16 protein-coding genes are annotated in these 13,558 nt (G+C 49.4%); 11 read left to right on the forward strand and 5 right to left on the reverse strand.

The annotated features are described in order from the left end of the window. The first annotated feature begins 26 nt into the window (after nt 1-26). The 9 genes from FYJ34_RS10255 (at nt 27) to FYJ34_RS10295 (ending at nt 6,371) form a co-directional block, all read left to right on the forward strand. Nucleotides 27-224 carry a helix-turn-helix transcriptional regulator gene (locus FYJ34_RS10255; protein WP_154478328.1) on the forward strand — a complete coding sequence of 66 codons (198 nt, stop codon included), beginning with the start codon at nt 27-29 and terminating at the stop codon, nt 222-224. A 164-nt stretch (nt 225-388) separates the two neighbouring features. Beyond that, nucleotides 389-631, forward strand: coding sequence for a nuclear transport factor 2-like protein (locus tag FYJ34_RS12735; protein ID WP_173017036.1), 243 nt, complete (start codon nt 389-391; stop codon nt 629-631). After that, complete coding sequence (locus FYJ34_RS10265; protein ID WP_330582582.1) at nt 517-801, forward strand: type II toxin-antitoxin system RelE/ParE family toxin; 285 nt, start codon at nt 517-519, stop codon at nt 799-801. The genes FYJ34_RS12735 and FYJ34_RS10265 overlap by 115 nt, the downstream gene beginning before the upstream one ends. A gap of 264 nt (nt 802-1,065) precedes the next feature. Further along, nucleotides 1,066-1,743: a 4Fe-4S binding protein gene (locus FYJ34_RS10270; protein ID WP_154478330.1), complete on the forward strand. Its 678-nt coding sequence runs from the start codon at nt 1,066-1,068 to the stop codon at nt 1,741-1,743. A 1-nt stretch (nt 1,744) separates the two neighbouring features. Continuing rightward, the gene (locus FYJ34_RS10275) at nt 1,745-3,295 is read left to right on the forward strand and encodes an ABC transporter permease/substrate-binding protein (protein WP_154478332.1); all 1,551 of its coding nucleotides are present in this window, start codon (nt 1,745-1,747) and stop codon (nt 3,293-3,295) included. Continuing rightward, nucleotides 3,292-4,098 (forward strand): ABC transporter ATP-binding protein, encoded by an 807-nt coding sequence (locus FYJ34_RS10280; RefSeq protein ID WP_154478334.1) that lies wholly within the window; start codon nt 3,292-3,294, stop codon nt 4,096-4,098. Before FYJ34_RS10275 ends, FYJ34_RS10280 begins: the two co-directional genes overlap by 4 nt. A 45-nt stretch (nt 4,099-4,143) precedes the next feature. Then, the gene (locus FYJ34_RS10285; RefSeq protein ID WP_154478336.1) at nt 4,144-4,584 is read left to right on the forward strand and encodes an Rrf2 family transcriptional regulator; all 441 of its coding nucleotides are present in this window, start codon (nt 4,144-4,146) and stop codon (nt 4,582-4,584) included. Between the two features lie 181 nt (nt 4,585-4,765). Then, a complete protein-coding gene (locus FYJ34_RS10290) occupies nt 4,766-5,485 on the forward strand; it encodes a CPBP family intramembrane glutamic endopeptidase (RefSeq protein WP_154478338.1) in 720 nt (239 codons plus the stop codon). An 82-nt stretch (nt 5,486-5,567) separates the two neighbouring features. Further along, nucleotides 5,568-6,371, forward strand: coding sequence for a MerR family transcriptional regulator (locus FYJ34_RS10295; protein WP_154478340.1), 804 nt, complete (start codon nt 5,568-5,570; stop codon nt 6,369-6,371). 91 nt (nt 6,372-6,462) lie between these two features. Here FYJ34_RS10295 and FYJ34_RS10300 read toward each other — a convergent pair whose 3' ends face one another. Next, nucleotides 6,463-7,818 carry a sensor histidine kinase gene (locus FYJ34_RS10300; RefSeq protein WP_154478342.1) on the reverse strand — a complete coding sequence of 452 codons (1,356 nt, stop codon included), beginning with the start codon at nt 7,816-7,818 and terminating at the stop codon, nt 6,463-6,465. After that, on the reverse strand, nt 7,815-8,471 hold the full coding sequence (locus tag FYJ34_RS10305; RefSeq protein WP_154478344.1) for a response regulator transcription factor: 657 nt from the start codon (nt 8,469-8,471) through the stop codon (nt 7,815-7,817). The genes FYJ34_RS10300 and FYJ34_RS10305 overlap by 4 nt, the downstream gene beginning before the upstream one ends. A gap of 613 nt (nt 8,472-9,084) precedes the next feature. Here FYJ34_RS10305 and FYJ34_RS10310 point away from each other — a divergent pair. Next, the gene (locus FYJ34_RS10310; RefSeq protein ID WP_154478346.1) at nt 9,085-9,453 is read left to right on the forward strand and encodes a VOC family protein; all 369 of its coding nucleotides are present in this window, start codon (nt 9,085-9,087) and stop codon (nt 9,451-9,453) included. 85 nt (nt 9,454-9,538) lie between these two features. Next, the gene (locus FYJ34_RS10315) at nt 9,539-11,320 is read left to right on the forward strand and encodes a B12-binding domain-containing radical SAM protein (protein WP_330582583.1); all 1,782 of its coding nucleotides are present in this window, start codon (nt 9,539-9,541) and stop codon (nt 11,318-11,320) included. Between the two features lie 96 nt (nt 11,321-11,416). On the opposite strand, the gene FYJ34_RS10320 is transcribed toward FYJ34_RS10315, so the two are convergent. The 3 genes from FYJ34_RS10320 to FYJ34_RS10330 are packed head-to-tail and all read right to left on the reverse strand — an operon-like array spanning nt 11,417 to nt 13,556. Then, nucleotides 11,417-11,995 carry a hypothetical protein gene (locus tag FYJ34_RS10320; protein WP_154478348.1) on the reverse strand — a complete coding sequence of 193 codons (579 nt, stop codon included), beginning with the start codon at nt 11,993-11,995 and terminating at the stop codon, nt 11,417-11,419. Continuing rightward, nucleotides 11,992-12,846: a metal ABC transporter permease gene (locus FYJ34_RS10325; RefSeq protein ID WP_154478350.1), complete on the reverse strand. Its 855-nt coding sequence runs from the start codon at nt 12,844-12,846 to the stop codon at nt 11,992-11,994. The genes FYJ34_RS10320 and FYJ34_RS10325 overlap by 4 nt, the downstream gene beginning before the upstream one ends. Continuing rightward, nucleotides 12,843-13,556, reverse strand: coding sequence for a metal ABC transporter ATP-binding protein (locus FYJ34_RS10330; RefSeq protein WP_154478352.1), 714 nt, complete (start codon nt 13,554-13,556; stop codon nt 12,843-12,845). The genes FYJ34_RS10325 and FYJ34_RS10330 overlap by 4 nt, the downstream gene beginning before the upstream one ends. Nucleotides 13,557-13,558 lie beyond the last annotated feature (2 nt).

The raw sequence follows: 13,558 nt of genomic DNA on the forward strand, positions 1-13,558 counted from the left end.
ATGGAAAGAGCAGCAAGGTGTCAGCAATGATTAAGAACAGAATTAAGGAATATCGTGCGAAGTTTGATATGAAACAGGAAGAACTTGCCGAGAAGGTCGGTGTGCGACGTGAGACTATAGGAAATCTTGAAAAAGGCCGATATAATCCCTCTCTTGTTCTCGCTTGGAAAATTGCCAAAGTTTTTAATACTTCCATTGAAGATGTTTTTACAGTAGAAGAATAAATGAAAAAACATCCGAGCCAGGCAACGGTTTCGATAAATGGGGAACAAGCAGCGCAAAGACACAGGAAGTGCTTGAAAAGACCGGAGTGATTGAAGGGAGCATCCACAGGTTTTATATCGTGGCAAGAAAGAAAAAATTGACAACTCAGTATATTGGAGGACCCATGGCAACAAAAGATATTTTAGAGGCTTTTTTCAAAGCAGAAAACGAGCGAGATTGGGAAGCTTACCAGCAATTCCTGCATAAAGAAATTGTTTGGCAGTTGTTTGATAAAGAAACACGACAGACCCTGTGGAACTGCGCGACTATATCGCTGATGTCCTTCTCGTTTCGGATACGGCGCTTTCCTATATCCGCTCAATCCGTGAGGAAATCAGTAAACTGTCAGAAATGCCCGGTCGGATAAAGCCTGTCGATGACGAACCCTGGTACTCACGCGGAATCCGGAAAATCATGACAAAGAACTCCTATGTCTATTACCGGATCGATGAGGATGCTAAACGGGTCTACATCATGAACATCATTTACAGCAGATGTGACCAGCTGCGGCAGCTCGCCAATATGAAACTCGACTAACAAAGCACTCCCCGTTACTGCAGCGGGGAGTTTTCCTTTCAAGTCAGGACCACCGGCTAAGCCGGTGGTCCTGACTGCTTCCGAGAAAACTTCACCACAGTATTGAAAAAGGAATTGGAAAGAATATTGAAAAATGTAAATAAAATGTTGACAATATTAATGTAATGATATATATTACAAATAAAAGAAAAAGAAACATAGAAAAGGATGGATGCCGGATCAGTCAAACAGAGAAGAATTCGGAAAGGTTTAAGGAGGAAGACGATGAATGCACAAGACTGTCTTACCATGCTGCGAGAAATGAAAGATGTGGCTTTTGCCACAGTGGATGAGAAAGGGAACCCTCAGGTTCGGATCATCGACGTGATGCTTGTAGAAAAAGAGAAACTGTACTTTTGTACCGGACGGGGGAAGGAATTTTATAACCAGCTAAGGAGGAAACCGGAAGTGGCCATCACGGGACTCAACAAGGAGTTCCAGATGGTGCGGCTGTCCGGAAAGGCGAAGAAGCTTCCGGAACAGAAGTGCTGGATCGACCGGATCTTTGAGGAGAACCCGGTGATGAACGGAGTGTATCCGGGAGAAAGCCGTTATATTCTGGAACCCTTTTGCATAGATAGCGGAAATCTGGAGTTCTTTGATTTGGGCAAAAGTCCCATCTACCGGGAAAATTTTGTTTTTGGAAAGGAGAAAGGAGCTGCAGCAGGAGAAGAAGGGGAGAACGGGAAGGAGACTGCAAAAGAGAGTGAAAGCGGAAATGATGAAAAAAAGGGATTTTGGATCACGGAGGCCTGTATTGGCTGCGGAAAATGTATGCGTGTCTGTCCGCAGCAATGCATCACAAAAGGAACCCCTTATCTGATTCGTCAGGAAAACTGCCTGCACTGCGGCCTTTGCTTTGAGAGCTGTCCGGCACAGGCCATCGTAAGAAGAGGAGAATAAGATGTTAAAGGAAGTATGGGACTTACTGATCACCAAGCAGGATTTTTTTGGAAAACTACTGTTGGAGCATATCGAAATATCCCTTGCGGCGATTCTGATCGCAGTCGTATGGGGCGGGCTGGTTGGAGTTCTGATCAGCGAATATCAAAAAAGTGCCAAGCCGACGCTGGGTGTCATCAACTTTTTATACACAGTTCCCTCCATTTCCATGCTGGGGTTTTTGATCCCCTTTTCCGGAATCGGAAATGCAACGGCGGTGATCGCACTTACGGTCTATGCCCTGCTTCCGATGGTCCGAAACACTTATACCGGCATGACCAATGTGGATCCGGCGATCTTGGAGGCGGCAAAAGGCATGGGAAGCACGAAAAAACAGATTCTGCTACGTGTGCAGCTGCCACTGGCAATGCCGGTCATCCTTTCCGGTATTCGGAACATGGTGACGATGACCATCGCCCTCGCCGGTATCGCATCTTTTATCGGAGCAGGAGGGCTTGGTGTCGCCATCTACCGCGGCATTACGACCAACAATGGAGCCATGACGATCGCAGGCAGTTTCCTGATCGCACTGCTGGCGCTGCTGGTTGATTTTTTTCTTGGAATCGTGGAAAAACGAAGGAACAGGCATGGCAGGGAGGCGAAGAGGCAAAACAGGATCATGGCGGCAGTAGCGGCCATCCTTCTGATTTGCCTTGTGGCAGGGATCGTTATACCGAAGGACAGGGGCAAAGAGATCCATCTTGCCACCAAACCCATGACGGAACAGTATATTTTGGGAGAAATGCTAAAATATATGCTGGAGCAGGACACAGATCTGACGGTAGATCTGACCCAGGGCGTCGGCGGTGGAACATCCAATATTGCGCCGGCTATGGAAAGCGGAGAGTTTGATCTCTATCCGGAATATACGGGAACAGGCTGGAATATGGTGCTAAAACGTGATAATCTTTATTCGGAGGAGCAGTTTGCCGAACTGCAGCAGGAATACCAGGAGCAGCTGAACCTTACCTGGCAGGTAATGCTGGGCTTTAATGACACCTACGGCATTGCAGTCCGAAAGGAGATTGCCGAACAGTATGGACTGCAGACCTATTCGGACCTCCAAAAGGTAAACGGACAGTTGGTGTTTGGGGCAGAATATGATTTCTTTGAACGACAGGACGGCTATGATAAACTTTGTGATACCTACGATCTGTCTTTTCGCTCTACCAGTGATATGGACATGGGATTAAAGTATCAGGCCATCAACAGTGGGAAAATTGATATCATGCCGGTCAACACCACAGACGGTCAGCTTGCCCAGGCAGATGTGACCGTTCTGAAAGATGATAAGGGAATGTATCCCTCCTACCAATGTGGGATCGTTGTCCGCCAGGAAATCCTGGACAAATACCCGGAGCTGGTCCCGGCGCTTCAGAAGCTGGACAGGATACTGACAGAAGCGGATATGCAGAAAATGAACTATGAAGTGGAAACAGAAAAAAAAGAGCCGGCAGACGTGGCAAAAGCGTTTTTGAAGAAAAAAGGACTGATGAAGGGAGGTGCCAGATGAACACAGCAATTGAATTCCGGCATGTACGAAAGACCTACGGCGATACGGTGGTTATTCCGGATCTGAATCTGAAGATCGAAACAGGAGAATTTGTTACGATCATCGGCTCTTCCGGCTGTGGCAAGACGACGGCGCTCAAGATGATCAATGGCCTGTATGAGCCCACCGATGGAGACATTCTGGTGAATGGGGAGAATATCAAGGAAAAGGATATGATTATGCTGCGCCGCGGCATTGGCTATGCAATACAGGGAAGCGTTCTGTTTCCCAATATGACGGTGGAACAGAATATCTCTTACGTGCCCAGTCTTCTAAATAAAAAGGACAGGAAAAAGACGGCGCAGGCTGTTGACAAATGGATGGAGATGGTGGGACTGGATTTTTCCATGAAGGAGCGGTATCCCTCTGAGCTTTCCGGCGGCCAGCAGCAGAGGGTAGGGATCGCAAGAGCATTGGCGGCTTCTCCCGACATTCTGCTGATGGATGAACCCTTTGGCGCAGTGGATGCCATTACGAGAGAACAGTTGCAAAGTGAGATAAAAACCATTCATCAAAAGACGGGGATCACGATTCTTTTCGTCACTCACGATATTGAGGAGGCCTTAAAGCTGGGCACGAAGGTCCTTGTGATGGATCGTGGAGAGATACAGCAGTATGGAACGCCGAAGGAACTCCTCCAGGATCCGAAGACAGGGTTTGTAGAGAGACTGGTGGAAAAGCAGCGAAGAATGTGCTTCCTGCCGGAAGGAAACCTGAAGGACTGCGAATACTGCGGGGCTGTCTGCGGCTCTCCCAAAGAATGACAACTGCCTCTTACGACGGAATTTAGAAAGGAAACAACAGGAAACATGCAAATTACAAGTAAATTTACCATTGGGATTCATATTCTGACGTGCATCGACTTTTTTCATGGGAAGGTGCCGGTCAACAGCGGTTTGCTTTCACAGAGTATCGGAGCCAATCCGGTCATTGTGCGCGGCGTGATGTCTTCCCTCAGCAAGGCAGGGATGATTAGTACCGGGAAAGGAAAAAAAGATATTGTCCTTCAAAAACCGCTTTCGCAGGTGACACTTTATGATGTGTATCGTGCCGTTGACGATATGAGTGAAAAAGGAATATTCCGGTTCCATGAAAACGTAAGTCCGGTTTGTCCGGTGGGAAAAAACATCCATAAAGCCTTAGATGGAAAGCTGCTGCGGGTACAAAGGGTGATGGAACAGGAGATGAGGCAGATTCCGGTGTCGACGGTGACAGAAGACATCCGAAAAGAAATCCGGCTGACGGGCTGATCCGGGTTTGGGGAGAAAAAGAGCGGCGGAGTGAAAGACGTTTTGCCGGCGGAAGCCGAAGACGGACGAAGCCGGACACAGGGGAAGAAAAAAGAAGTGAGGAAACGGCATATCCTCCATCAGAAGATGCCGGAACAAAAAGAAACAAAAATGTGAATGATTGAATATGGGAGGTTTTTTTATGAAGAAACATGTTATGGTTTTGGGGTTGTATATGCTTATAATGGGAGGCGGACTGGCAGTTTGTAATATCTTTTTCGGGACAACGTATGCCTCCGAAAATTTCAGCGAAAAATTTTTGCCGGTGATGTTTTTACTGGCGGTGCTTGCAACGTGCTACAGGTGGAAAAACAGAGACGCCCTGTCTTTGACCATAGAAAATCGGCCCGGGTATCTGTGGGCCGCAGTGACGATCCTGCCGATTCTGGGACTGGGACTCTACGCCGCCGCAACAAGCTTTTCTGTCAGCACGACATTTTTCATTGCTCTGCTGGATGTAGTGCTGATCGGAATTGCAGAAGAAGGGATGTACAGAGGGATCCTTCTGGGAGGTCTGGTGAAAAAAATAAATCCTGCGGCAGCGATCATCGTTTCGGCGGCGTGCTTTTCTCTTTTGCATGCATTGAACTTTTTAGGAGGGATGTCATCTGGAGAGGTGCTGAATCAAATGGGCTCTACCTTCCTTATGGGACTATTTTTGGGGGCGATCTACCTGGAGACCAAGAAGCTGTATCTTCCGATCCTGTTTCATTCTGCCTGGGATTACATCCTGTTAAGCGGAGCGATCTCCGATTCCTCCGTACTGATCGTGTTTCTGATGGGCGTTTCGCTGGCAGAACTGGTGGTTTCCATCATCCTTCTGCTGAAGTTTCGAAAAATGAAAACACCGGTTCTTCGCTAAAAAAACAGTTGACTCTCCCCCAGGGGAAGATGGTAGGCTGTCCTTAGATTCGAATCGAAGCTTGTGAAAGGAGTAGACAGTATTGTTTCAGATCGGTGCATTTTCAAAAATATGCCATGTCAGTGTAAAAACGCTGCGCCACTATGATAAGATAGGGCTTCTTGCCCCGGCGGAAGTAGACCGGATGACAGGGTATCGATACTATAAGGCCCAACAGGCAGACACCATGAATTATATCCAGCGCCTGAAACGTTACGGGTTTTCGCTGGAAGAGATCCAGACGCTGCTCACCCTTTCGGATAATCAGGAGATCTCCAGACATTTACGGCAGCAAAAAGAGCGCTTACAGCGCAGGCAGCAGGAAACAGACAGCATCCTGAAGGAACTGCAGGCGCATATTGCAGTATTTGAAAGGACAGGTGATGTGATGACGTATCAGAAGGGGTATGTGGTGGAAGTAGGAACATCTCCCGCTATGCAGGTGCTGGCAAACCGCACCAGAATGGGAGTAGATGAGTTTGGAAAGTATTATGGAGTGCTTTTTGAACGGATCTCCAGGGAAAAGGCAACGCCCACGGGACAGATCGGGGCAAGGTATCATGACGAGGAGTTCCACCATGATTCTTCAGACATTGAAGTGTTTGTGGGGATCCGGGAAGCAGACAAGGCGGATGCGGTTCTGGAATCCTGCGAATGTGCAAGGACAGTACATCGCGGCGGCTATTCCACCCTCTCGGAGGCATACAGTGCGGTGGCGGGATGGATCGTGGAACAAGGGTACGAGATGGCCGGAGCGCCGTTTGAACTCTATATGAGATCGCGAATGGATGCCCTGCCTCCGGAGCAGTGGGAGACAGAAGTGTACTTCCCTGTGTGCAGAAAATAAAAGACAGAAGAAAGAACAGAAGATAGAAAAAAGAAAAAGAGACTGCGCACCAGTTGAGAATCAATCGTCAACTAATGCGGCAGCCTCTTTTTTACGGAAAACGGATAGTAAATCGCATAAAAGAATCCTCCACCGCCTCAAAGGAATAGGCAAAGCCGTGACTGTCCAGGATCTGCTGTACCAGATAAAGGCCGATCCCGGTACCGCCATCCTTGCGGTTGCGGCTAAAATCCGGCCGGTAAAAAGGATGAAAGATCTGTTCCAGTTCCTCCGGAGACAGAAGATGCTCCGCCTGGTTGTCTATGGTAAGACAACGTTGGGAAAGGCGGATTCGTATGAAGCCTCCGGGGGTGGTGTAGCGGAATACATTGTCCAGAAGGTTCTTAAGAGCCTTTAGCAGAAAAAGCTTGCTGGCAGTGATTTCTGTGGGATGCAGGTCTGTAGAGAGCTGGTAGTGATGAATGTCTGACAAAACGGTATAGCTTTGCAGGTGCTCTGCCAGCAGTACATCCAGACGGAAGGCTTCCTGGTTGGCGCTTCGCAGCATCTCCGCATTGGTGGCATCCAGGATGGACTGCACCAGCTGAGCCTGTTCGGTCAGGATGTCCTTACACTTTTTCAGATAGGTTTCATGATCCTTAAATTCACCCACATTATAGAGCATGCCCTCCACCAATCCCAACATGCTGGCGATGGGGGTTTTCAGCTCATGGGAGGTCATGCGCAAAAATTCTGATTTTTGCTTTTCACGCGTAAGTGCGCGTTCATTTTCGGATTCCAGCTCCTTGATGCTGGACAACAGCTTGTTATAGAGATGATTGACATCCTCGGCCAGACGGGCAACCTCGTCCCGCCCGATGATCTGACAGGCGATGCCCTCTTTTAATTCCTGCATCTGGCGTGCCGTTTCCGAGATGGCAGTGATCCGTTTATTGGACAGATGGCTGTAGATAAAGGCCACGGAGCTGGTTAAAAGCACGATCAGAACAAGGATAAAGGGATAGAAAGTAACCAGTCCCTGACTGATATAAGACAGGGAATGAAAGGCATATTCTCCCTGCAGGATCAGATCGGTTCCCTCCTTGGAGGTGATAACCTTTGACCAGGCGCCGGCCTGATCGAAATCTCCCTTTTCCAGATAAACCTGCCCCTCCTTGCTAAGCTGCTCTTCTGAGATGGCAGGGTAGATCAGCTCCCCTGTTCCATAAAACAGGTTGATAAAAAGGTTGTCATGCTCCTTATCCTTTTTTTCCACTTTCCGGATGATCTCTTCTTCCGGCAGGCCGTCCAACTGTTCCACCAGAGACAGATATTCCTGTTTCAGTTGATCCTGGCGGACCTGATTATAATAGACAGGCGTGGCGAAGTAGATCATGGCGAGAAGAACGAGGATGGTTACGATCATCATGGTGCTTACGATGAGAAATTGCTTGCGGACCAGTTTCATGCATTTCCCTCCTCGATCTGATAGCCGCGCCCTACAATGGTCCGCAGAGGGAGAGAGGGAAGCTTTTTGCGCAGATTTTTCATGTGGTTGTCCAAAACACGGCTGTATACATCATCATATCCCCAGATGCTCATGGTCAGATGCTCCCGGCTGACCACCTGTCCCTTTCGCTTCATGAGAAACAGAAGGATGTCATACTCTTTTTTGGTCAGCTTGACTTCCTGCTCCCCATCGTAAACGACGCCCTCGTCTGCATGAATCGAGACAGATCCGATGGAGCAGACGGCGGAGGGCGCTTTATCACGAAGGATATTTTCGATCCGTTTCATCAGAATGATGGGAGAAAACGGTTTGATGACATAGTCGCTGATCATGTGATTGAAGCTGATCAGCTGTGTATATTCATCGTCCATGGCCGTCAGCATCAGGACGGGGACGGACGAGGTCTTGCGGAGCTGCTTCAGGACTTCGATTCCGCTCAGAGAGGGGATCATAATGTCCAGTATAATAAGAGCAAAGTCTTCTGTGGGAAATATTTCCAGCGCGGCTTTGCCGTCAAAGACGGGGATCGCCTGATGCCCGTGTTCTTTTAAAAATTCGCAGACGACCTGGCTGATGACCGGGTCATCTTCTACGACCATAATAGTTGCCATAGGTTCCTCCTTGTATCCTGTCTGATTGTTGTCTGTCCTAACAGTATTATAAGGGGATAGGGGATTCTCTGCAAGCAAAGACGGTGGGAGAGAAAAAGAAGATCAGCTTGAAAATACAGGGATTTTTGACAAGAAAGAAAAAAACAGAAAAAAAGTAGATGGGCGTTAGAGGAAGGACAGGAGGATCTGATAGAATAACATTCGAAGTCGGAAGGACTTTTGTATAGGACTTTCCTGGGGAGGAAAGAAATATCCTGCCGGTCTGCAGACTGTGATTGGGGAAGAACATCTGAAGAAGGCAGCGACAAAAAGAGTAGAGGTTTTGTTGAAATAGGCAGTGACAAAAAGCGGAGAGCTTTGTATAATGAAGCCACAGGAGTGATGCAGGAGGTTTCTGCAGGAGAAGGGTGCTTTGCCGAGGGGAAGGCTTGAAGCACCGGACTGACCGTTTTGTACATTGTTGAGAGCGTGACATATGGATTGTGTCAGAACGAAACAGAAAATGAATGGGGCAAAAGGAACGATTGCAGCACCGGTGAGGGGTCACCTGTGGGCGGTCGTTCCTTTTTGGTTTCAGGAGAAAAAGAGCTGAGAGCATGAGGGAGGAGAGGACATGAAATTAAAAAATATTCTGATCGTAGCGGAAGATCTGGAACGTTCCAAACGGTTTTACCGGGAGCTGTTTGGACTCTCTGTGATCCTGGACAGTGACAGCAAGGTGATCCTGATGGAGGGGCTTGTGCTTCAGAAGCGAACCGGCTGGGAAGAAGAGGTGGGAAGGCCCGTCCTGTGGGGACACCATGGAGGAGAACTGTATTTTGAGGAGAAGGAGATCGAGGCGTTTGTCAAGAAGCTGGAGAGGTATGAGCCGCCGGTCAAATACCTGACCCGGCTGGACGAAGGAGATCCTGCGCGGAAAATGGTGCGGTTTTATGATCCGGATCAGACGGTGATCGAGGTAGGCGTGCCGATGCAAAGATGAGAGGTAGAAACGTACAAAAACCGTTTCCGGAAGACAAAGGAGAAGCGTAGAGGAACAGGCGAAAAGGACCGGGAGGAAGGAAAACGTGACAAAGACAAGAAACAGGCGGAAGATTGTACTTATGGCAGTGAACGCAAAATATATTCATTCGAACCTGGCCGTCTATGACATAGGCGCCTATACCGGACAGTATCTGAGAAAAAAGGGACTGGAAGAAGAGGCGTCTATTGAGATTGCCGAATATACCATTAACCAGAAGAACGAAGAGATCCTGGCAGATTTGTATGAAAGAAAACCGGAGCTCCTGGGAATTTCCTGCTATATCTGGAATATTGCCACAGTCAGGTCGATCCTAGCGGACCTGTGGAAGATCCTGCCAAAGACCAAAGTGTGGCTAGGAGGACCGGAAGTCGGATTTTCGGGAGAAATTTTGCTGCACCAGTATCCGCAGGTCAGCGGAGTGATCCGGGGAGAAGGGGAGCATACCTTTGCCCGTCTGGTGGAGGCCCATCTTAGCCGGAAGGAGGAGGGCGAGATTCCGGGACTGCTTCTTCGCAGAGAAACGAAGGAGATCCTGTCTACAGGTGAGGCTGCTTTTATGGATCTGGATGCGATTCCTTTCGTATACGAAAATATGGAACAGTTTTTGCATCGGATCATTTACTATGAAAGCAGCAGGGGATGTCCGTTTTCCTGCAGCTACTGTATGTCCTCCATAGACAGACGGCTGCGGTTCCGCAGTATGGAAAAAGTGTTGGGGGAGCTGCAGTTTTTCCTGGATCAAAAGGTTCCGCAGGTAAAGTTTGTGGATCGTACCTTTAACTGTCAGAAGGAAAGAAGCAGGCGGATCTGGCAATTCCTGCTGGAACAGGACAATCAGGTGACAAATTTCCACTTTGAGATCGGGGCGGATCTGCTGGAAGAAGAGGATCTGGAGCTGATCCGGCAGATGCGGCCGGGGCTGATCCAGCTGGAGATTGGAGTGCAGTCTACCCATGAAAAGACGCTGCAGGAGATCAACAGATATGCGCCTTTTTCTCAGATTGCTTCTACGGTGACCACCATCAGAAGCTATGGAAACACCCACCTGCATCTGGATCTGATTGCAGGCCTTCCTTATGAGGACTATCAGACCTTTCAACGTTCGTTTGATCAGGTCTACCGCCTGAAGCCGACCGCTTTGCAGCTGGGATTTCTGAAAGTCCTGAAGGGAACGCCGATGGAGGCAAAAAGGGAAGCCTACGGCCTAGTACATGGGGCAGACGCGCCCTATGAGGTGATCTCCACCAAATGGATATCCTATGAAGAAATCCGAAAGCTGAAGGAGATAGAAGAGATGGTGGAGATTTTTTTCAACAGCTGCCAGTTTTTCCACACGATCTCACTGTTGGAGCGACAGTTTCAGCGACCCTTTTCTTTCTATGAGGCGCTGGCAGGATTTTACAGAAGAAGAGGATATGTGGGACGTTCCCACTCCCGGGAGGAAAGATACAGGCATCTGCTGGAGTTTGGCCTGGAAAAAGGAGAAAACAGCAGCGAAAGGATCCGGGAATGTCTGACGCTGGATTATTATCTGCGGGAAAACAGCAAAAAACGGCCGGAATTTGCGGGAAAACAGAAGATCAGCGGAAAGAGTCTGACGGAATTTTACCGCAGGGAAGAGAAAAGGAGAGACTACCTGAAGCAGGGATATGAACAGTGGGACAGCAAGCAGCTGGAAAGAAGGACACATCTGGAATGGGTCAGCTCCCGGCAGAAAGCCTGGCTGTTTGACTATCTGCACAGGGATCCTCTCACCGGAAATGCCACTGTGTTTGAGATCGCATGGGAACAGGCAGAAGACGGATGGGAGAGACAGCGTTCCTGAAAGCGTGATCGGAAAGCAAAAAGGAGGACAGCACCGGGCCGATAGAAAAGGCAGGCGCTGTTCTCCTTTTTCTGGCAGGAGAGGCAAAAAAGCTGTTTAAGGAGCCATTTTGGCGTTAACCAGATGGCAGTAGGTGCGTCCGCTTTCCGTGTAAGTCTGGAATTCTCCCACTACAGTCACTTCCGCTCCCTGCTCCGGATAATCCTCCGGATACCGGCGGGATTCCTCCAGTACAAATTCCAGTCCCTGGGTACAGCAGGCAGTGGCGTCCGCCACGATCACAGCAAAATAATAGGAATCTTTGGAAGGCCCCTGGTAGACAGAGAAGGCGCCCTTCATCTTTACACGTTTTCCGGCATACTCCTGGGGAGCGATCATCATCTGGTACACTTCGGAAAACACCATGGTGCTGCTGGAAACAGTCAGGTCCACGTCTACCTTTTCGGAAGCGAAAGGATCGGAGGAGGCGTTGTCCTGGGAAACGGAGCCGGAAGCATCGTCCTTGTCCGTTAGATTGGGATCCTGGGAGGCGTCCTCTAAAACGGCTTCCTTTTTTGCGGCTTCCTTCTTGGAGGAAGAGTCGGAGGCAGGCGTGCCGGAAGAGCGGCTGCCACTGCAGGCAGTCAAGATGGCGACAACGGACAAAAGAAGAGCACTGGCGATCAATTTTTTCATCGATGAAACACTCCTTTCAAACAGCCTGCCAGATAAAAGCAGGCAAATCCCAGCAGATCTATGGCCACGATGGTGGATCCCACAGGGGTTCCCAGAAGAATGGAAAGAAGGATCCCCGAGACAGCACAACATACAGAGAAAATAGCGGAACAGATGGTCACTCCCCGAAAGCTTTGGCAGACGCACATGGCAGAAAGCGCAGGGAAAATGATCAGAGCCGAGATCAGAAGAGAGCCCACCAGATTCATGGAAAGCACAATGATGACGGCGGTAATGACGGCGATGATCAGCTTATAGGAGGACACACGGGTTCCGGTGGCTCTGGCAAACTCCTCATCAAAGGTAATGCTGAACAGCTTGTGATAAAACAGCAGAAAAACCGTCAGGACTGCGGCAGACAAAAGGATGCACAGCCATACGTCGGAGAGGGTCAGAGTCAGGATGGAAGTCGAGCCAAACAGGGTGCTGCACACATCTCCTGCCAGATTGGAGGAGGGGGCAAACAGGTTCATGGCCAGGTATCCAAAAGCAAGAGATCCGACAGACACCATGGCGATCACCGAGTCCGGGCTGATCTGCCGTCCTTCTTTCCGCTGCAGGAGAAAAACGGCGCAGAGCACCGTAACGACCAGCACAACCGGAAGCTTGAAGGCAAGGCTTAGTACGGTAGAAAGCGACATGGCAAAAAAGGCAACATTGGAAAGACCGCTTCCGATGAAAGAAAAACGCTTTAGTACCAGAGTCACGCCCAAAAGAGAAGAGCACAGAGCGATTAGGGTACCGGCAGCCAGTGCATAGCGCACAAAGGGATAGTTCAGGTAATTTCCCAGTTTATCCAGTACGGGACTCATGACAGTACACCTCCTTTTATGGCAAGATAATTCCGTCCGATCCTGCTGTTTTTGTATTCCTGCACAGTGCCGAACCAGGGACGGTTCCCCAGATGCAAAATGTGACTGGCACAGGTGACGGCTGCAGACATGTCATGGGTGATCATCATGACGGCGGCGCCATCCTTCTGGTTCAGCTCTGCGATCTGCCGGTACATGTCTGCGGTGGCCTGGGGATCCAATCCGGACACCGGTTCATCCAAAAGCAGCAGCGTCTGAGCCGCACAAAAGGCACGGGCTAAAAGAACGCGCTGCCTCTGTCCGCCGGAAAGCTGCCGAAAACATCGGTCTGCCAGGGGGAGAACCCCCATTTTTTCCATGGCTGTCAGTGCAAACGCTTTTTCCTCCGGAAGATAAAAGGGGCGAAGTCCGCATTTTCCCTGAAAGCCGGACAGGACCACTTCTTTTACAGAGGCAGGAAAGTCCTTCTGGACAACGGTCTGCTGCGGCAGATATCCGATTTCCCGGGCGCTCAGTCCGTCTTCAAACAGGACCTCCCCCGCCAGAGGCGGGAGAAGACCTAAGATGGTTTTCATTAAAGTTGTTTTTCCGGATCCGTTCTCTCCTACGATACACAGATAGTTTCCCGGTTCTACGGTAAAGTGGATCTGATCCAGAACAGGTCTGGTATCGTATCCGACGGCCAGATTCCGAACAGTCAACAGGGCCATGA

Source organism: Suipraeoptans intestinalis (assembly GCF_009696485.1).
Lineage (GTDB): Bacteria > Bacillota > Clostridia > Lachnospirales > Lachnospiraceae > Suipraeoptans > Suipraeoptans intestinalis.

Coding starts and splice junctions, on each gene's coding strand:
- FYJ34_RS10275 (WP_154478332.1), top strand. CDS start 1,745: ATGTTAAAGGAAGTATGGGACTTACTGATCACCAAGCAGGATTTTTTT.
- FYJ34_RS12735 (WP_173017036.1), top strand. CDS start 389: ATGGCAACAAAAGATATTTTAGAGGCTTTTTTCAAAGCAGAAAACGAG.
- FYJ34_RS10280 (WP_154478334.1), top strand. CDS start 3,292: ATGAACACAGCAATTGAATTCCGGCATGTACGAAAGACCTACGGCGAT.
- FYJ34_RS10255 (WP_154478328.1), top strand. CDS start 27: ATGATTAAGAACAGAATTAAGGAATATCGTGCGAAGTTTGATATGAAA.
- FYJ34_RS10320 (WP_154478348.1), bottom strand. CDS start 11,995: ATGAAAAAATTGATCGCCAGTGCTCTTCTTTTGTCCGTTGTCGCCATC.
- FYJ34_RS10300 (WP_154478342.1), bottom strand. CDS start 7,818: ATGAAACTGGTCCGCAAGCAATTTCTCATCGTAAGCACCATGATGATC.
- FYJ34_RS10285 (WP_154478336.1), top strand. CDS start 4,144: ATGCAAATTACAAGTAAATTTACCATTGGGATTCATATTCTGACGTGC.
- FYJ34_RS10325 (WP_154478350.1), bottom strand. CDS start 12,846: ATGAGTCCCGTACTGGATAAACTGGGAAATTACCTGAACTATCCCTTT.
- FYJ34_RS10270 (WP_154478330.1), top strand. CDS start 1,066: ATGAATGCACAAGACTGTCTTACCATGCTGCGAGAAATGAAAGATGTG.
- FYJ34_RS10305 (WP_154478344.1), bottom strand. CDS start 8,471: ATGGCAACTATTATGGTCGTAGAAGATGACCCGGTCATCAGCCAGGTC.
- FYJ34_RS10330 (WP_154478352.1), bottom strand. CDS start 13,556: ATGGCCCTGTTGACTGTTCGGAATCTGGCCGTCGGATACGATACCAGA.
- FYJ34_RS10290 (WP_154478338.1), top strand. CDS start 4,766: ATGAAGAAACATGTTATGGTTTTGGGGTTGTATATGCTTATAATGGGA.
- FYJ34_RS10310 (WP_154478346.1), top strand. CDS start 9,085: ATGAAATTAAAAAATATTCTGATCGTAGCGGAAGATCTGGAACGTTCC.